At 64.8% G+C, this 1,369-nt stretch carries 1 protein-coding gene; it reads right to left on the minus strand.

Annotation, left to right across the window (positions count from 1 at the left end):
* Positions 1-15: 15 nt before the first annotated feature.
* Positions 16-1,369, minus strand: a 1,354-nt coding sequence (locus JHL17_RS04050; protein WP_211113308.1) for an IS701 family transposase, incomplete at its 5' end; no start/stop codon positions are given.

Consider the following 1,369-nt stretch of genomic DNA (forward strand, 5'->3'; position numbering starts at 1 on the left):
CTCGACTTTGCGCATTTATGCGGGGAAGCAGATGGCCTGAATGAGGCGGTCGAGCAAGGCGTCTGGGGGTTTTTCGATCTCGTGGTGATGGATTGATGGTGAGAAAGTCATTTGCCGCCAGAGTTGGAAGCGTAGGGTGGCGAGGGCATCGCTGAATGTTGGCTCGGCTTTGTGGTACCAAGGTGCGGCCCATGGAGTGATCGGTGCGCCGCTGGCGATGTCGTTGGTCCACAGCGTAACGAGCGAGAACAGCCCGAACAGGGCCGGAGTGGTGCGGGCGATGGCCGGGTCCGACCATTGCCGTTGGGTCTCAACCCCCAGGTGACGGCGCGCCTCGGCAAAAGTCACTTCGACAGCCCAGCGCCGGACGAACCAGCGTAGCATGTCGAGGGGATCGGCCTGGAAGTCGGTGGACAAGAAGGCCTGTGGCTCGGAGGCGCCTTCCCCATGGCGCACCAGCACCCATCGGATCGGAACCCTCGGTTTGCCGGGGTGATACCACAAGGCCGTACCGGACGTGATCTCCAGTTGATGGTCGCCGCCGCCATACCAGCCGCTTATCCGAACACGGCTCCAGGCGGTTTCACCATCTTCCAGGCATTGAGCCAGGGACGGCAACCGGGCGCCCGCCAGCCGAGGGCGCCCCACCTTTCCCAGCGGGCGTGGCGGCGGCGGTTCGAACAAGCGGGCATCCAAGCGCAGGCGCGTGACGACGGTGAGATGGGCGCGCAGATCGTTGAGCAGTTCGATGGCTGCATAGCTGCTGTCGGCAACGACAATCAACTGGCGGTCAGGCAACCAGCGCCTGACTTGGAGCAGAAGCTGGCGTGCCCAGTCGGTGAGTTTCTTATGCCGACGTCCGGCTTCCCGGGCGAAGCGCTCCGACGGTGCTAGAGCGCTGAGGAACGGCAGCGCCCAGACCCGTCCGGCCCAGGGGATCGGTACCAGCAGCATGACTACCACCCAACGCAGGCCGCTGGCCTTGACGAAGTGACCATGGCTGGAGCGGACCGGGTCCCGATAGATGCCACGGGCCTTGATCTTCGGCCCCCAGCGGCGCTCGATTGTCTCGTCGATACCGACGACCACCGGGCCTTGCGGCACGAAGGTGGCGACCAGGAGAGTGAACAGGCGCCGGGCGACAGCGCGGCTGGACCAACGGTTCCGATTGAGCACACGGTGGAAATTGGCGAAGCCGCCGGTATCGCGCCGTCCCATGATGCTCAACGCTGCCGTCACGGTGCGCCGTCCAGGGGTGAGAAGCGCGCCGGCAACCAGCACCAGGACATGGCCCCAGGTCGGCCGGGTGAACAGCGCCGCAAAAGGCGCCATCCACCGTTCAAGACTGTCTGGAACGGGAGACATGACA

The sequence above is a fragment of the Azospirillum endophyticum genome, from assembly GCF_016595245.1.
Lineage (GTDB): Bacteria > Pseudomonadota > Alphaproteobacteria > Azospirillales > Azospirillaceae > Azospirillum > Azospirillum endophyticum.